Source organism: Chelativorans intermedius, from assembly GCF_025398255.1.
Lineage (GTDB): Bacteria > Pseudomonadota > Alphaproteobacteria > Rhizobiales > Rhizobiaceae > Chelativorans > Chelativorans intermedius.
In genome coordinates, this window is the sequence record NZ_JAODNW010000064.1 from 1 (window position 1) to 3,369 (window position 3,369).

At 64.8% G+C, this 3,369-nt stretch carries 2 protein-coding genes; both read left to right on the top strand.

Annotated features, from left to right (window positions below):
- Positions 1 to 85: 85 nt before the first annotated feature.
- Complete coding sequence (locus NYR58_RS20125) at positions 86 to 484, top strand: DUF3085 domain-containing protein (protein WP_261522909.1); 399 nt, start codon at positions 86 to 88, stop codon at positions 482 to 484.
- Between the two features lie 87 nt (positions 485 to 571).
- A partial coding sequence (locus NYR58_RS20130) for an N-6 DNA methylase (protein ID WP_261522910.1) occupies positions 572 to 3,369 on the top strand: 2,798 nt, incomplete at its 3' end.

Consider the following 3,369-nt stretch of genomic DNA (forward strand, 5'->3'; position numbering starts at 1 on the left):
GATCATCTGACCGACGTGCAGATCTCGGAAAAGCTTCCCGTCCATCTACGCCACCTGCCGCTCGCCGAGGCCGCGTGAGGCCGCCATGTTCACATTCCCGATCATGGCCGTGCGTAAGGTCATCGCGCGCGGGGAAGCCGACGCGGCCGCCAATGGCGGCTTCCGCGATCCCTATTACGGCTTGAAACCCGGCCAGGGCGAAAAGCCCGGCCTGTGGCTCGTTGGCGACGAGGGCGTCTACATCATCTCAAACGGCAAGCTCGCCAATGGCGAGACACCGCTCGTCGTCTATTCCGCCGAATGCCACCCGAAGGGCAATCCGGATTGGTGGGACTACAAGCGCCGCCATTTCGGGGGCGATGTCGGCATCGAGTTCATCGACGCCGGCCTGCTGATCCCGAGCTTCAACCGGAATTTTGGCGCCACCCATCTGAGGGTGCAGCTCACCGAGCGCGACATCACGTTCGCGCTGATCACCCGCTGACCCCATCCCGAATCTGTCGCGAGCGTCGCGTCACCGGTCATCCCGGCGGCGGGCGGCCGCGCACCCCAACCACACGGAGAACTACCCATGCCCAATGACGACCCCTTCACGCTCGACCTTTTTGGCAACACCTCCCTTTCATCCGGCCTCGGTCTTGGCGTCACCACGTTCGGCACGACGATCGAACCGTCGGAGGATCACGAGGACGACGCGTCGGAAGTGCCGCTGCCCGTGGCCTCACAACGCCCCGGCAAGACCGCCGACAACGAACGTGGCGAGAACTTTCATCTCGTCGGCGATCGCGGTCTGGCCCGTGGCTGGAGGCAGCGCGCCCGGGACAATATCGCTGCCATCGCGCTCGCCCAGACGATCGAATCCGAAGCCCGTCCGGCGACGGTTGAGGAACAGGCGGCTCTCATCAAGTTCACAGGGTTCGGCGCTTCGGAACTGGCCAATACGGTGTTCCGGCGTCCGGGCGAGGAGGAATTTCGAAAGGACTGGCAGGAAATCGGCGCCGATCTGCAGGATGTCACCTCGGAGCAGGAATACGCTTCGCTCGCCCGATGCACGCAATATGCGCATTTCACGCCGGGGTTCATCGTCCGGGCCATCTGGTCGGGCTTGCTGCGGCTCGGCTGGCGCGGCGGCCGGGTGCTCGAACCCGGCATCGGCACGGGCCTGTTTCCCGCCCTGATGCCCGAGGACCTGCGCCCGGTCAGCCATGTCACCGGTGTCGAGGTCGACCCGGTCACGGCGCGGATCGCCCGCCTGCTCCAGCCCCGCGCCCGTATCGTCAATGGCGACTTCACCCGTACCGATGTGCCGGCGCATTTCGATCTGGCGATCGGCAATCCGCCCTTTTCCGATCGCACGGTCCGTTCGGACCGGGCGTATCGCGGCCTCGGCCTGCGGCTGCATGACTATTTCATCGTCAAGACCATCGACCGGCTGAAGCCGGGCGGGCTTGCGGCCTTCGTCACCTCCAGCGGCACCATGGACCAGGCCGATGCAGCGGCCCGGGATACGATCGCCAGACAGGCCGATCTTGTCGCCGCCATCCGCCTGCCAGAGGGCAGTTTCCGGGCCGAGGCCGGCACGAATGTGGTGGCCGACATCCTCTTTTTCCGGAAGCGCAGGCCAGACGACGCCGAGGGCGACATCTCCTGGCTGGAAACAGAAGAGGTCCAGCCTGCAACCGAGGATGAGGGCCCCATCCGGGTCAATCGCTGGTTCGCGCAGCATCCGGATCACGTGTTGGGGATTCATGCCACGACGTCCGGACCATTCGGCGAAACCTATACTTGCCTGCCCCGGCCCCATGTCGATCTGGAGCGGGCGCTTGGCGCCGCCATCCGTCTTCTTCCGGAAGTGATCTATGACGGCGAGCCGAAAGCCGTCGCTCCAGAAACCGATGCCGGCGATGCCCACGAATTCGATCAGCCTGAAGGGCAGGGCATCCGCGAGGGCAGCTTCTTTATCGGCAAGAACCAGGCGCTGATGCAGATGCGCGACGGTGAACCCGACACCATCACGGTGCGCAAGGGCCGTGCCGCTGAAGGCGTCTCCGACAAACAGGCCAGGATCATCCGAAAGCTAATCCCGATCCGCGACGCCGTGCGCGAGGTCCTCAAGGCTCAGGAACTTGATCAGCCCTTCAAGCAGCACCAGGTCAGGCTGCGCATCGCGTGGTCGAGTTTCGTGCGCGCCTTCGGTCCGGTCAATTCCACCACCGTATCGGTGAAGGAGGATCTTGAGACCGGCGAAGTCCGCGAAACGCACCGTCGTCCCAATCTCCAGCCCTTCCTCGACGACCCCGATTGCTGGCTCGTTGCCGCGATCGAGGATTACGACCTCGAGTCGAACACGGCGCGCCCCGGCCCGATCTTCACCCAGCGGGTGATCGCCCCGCCCTCGGCGCCGGTCATCACCGGTGCCGCCGATGCGCTGGCCGTGGTGCTAAACGAGCGCGGTCATGTCGATGTCGATCACATTGCCGAACTCATGCACGCCGATGTGGACACCGTCATCGCCGAGCTGGGTGATGCCGTTTTCCGCTACCCCGAGACCGGCCCGTGGCAGACCGCCGACGCCTATCTCTCGGGGAAGGTGCGCGACAAGCTCAAGGCGGCTGAAGCCGCTGCCGCCCTCGATCCGGTGTTCGAACGCAATGTCCGGGCGCTGCGAAATGTCCAGCCGGCCGACCTGAACCCGTCCGATATCACGGCGCGACTGGGCGCCCCTTGGCTTCCCGCCGCCGACATTGTCTCCTTCGTCAAGGAGATGATGGGCGTCGAAATCAAGATCCGCCACATGCCCGAACTCGCCTCCTGGACGGTCGAGGCACGACAGCTCGGGTATACCGCCGCGGGGACCTCGGAATGGGGCACGGATCGGCGGCACGCCGGCGAGCTTCTTGCCGATGCGCTCAACAGCCGGGTGCCGCAGATTTTCGATACCATCAAGGAGGGCGACAGCGAGAAGCGTGTCCTCAATGTGGTCGACACCGAGGCGGCCAAGGAGAAGCTCACAAAGATCAAGACGGGCTTCCAGACATGGATCTGGTCCGATCCCGACCGCACCGACCGGCTTGCCCGGGACTATAACGACCGGTTCAACAACATCGCCCCGCGAGCGTTCAACGGCGATCACCTTCAGCTTCCGGGCGCCTCGGGCGCCTTTTCTCTTTACGGCCACCAGAAACGCGGCATCTGGCGCATTATCTCGGCGGGCTCGACCTATCTCGCCCACGCCGTCGGCGCCGGCAAGACCATGACCATGGCCGCCGCAATCATGGAGCAAAAGCGGCTCGGGCTGATTGCCAAGGCGATGCTGGTAGTTCCCGGTCACTGCCTCGCCCAGGCGGCGCGCGAGTTCCTGGCGCTCTA

What these genes read in the sequence shown, in the direction of transcription:
- NYR58_RS20125 (WP_261522909.1), top strand. Translation starts at nt 86, where the DNA reads ATGTTCACATTCCCGATCATGGCCGTGCGTAAGGTCATCGCGCGCGGG.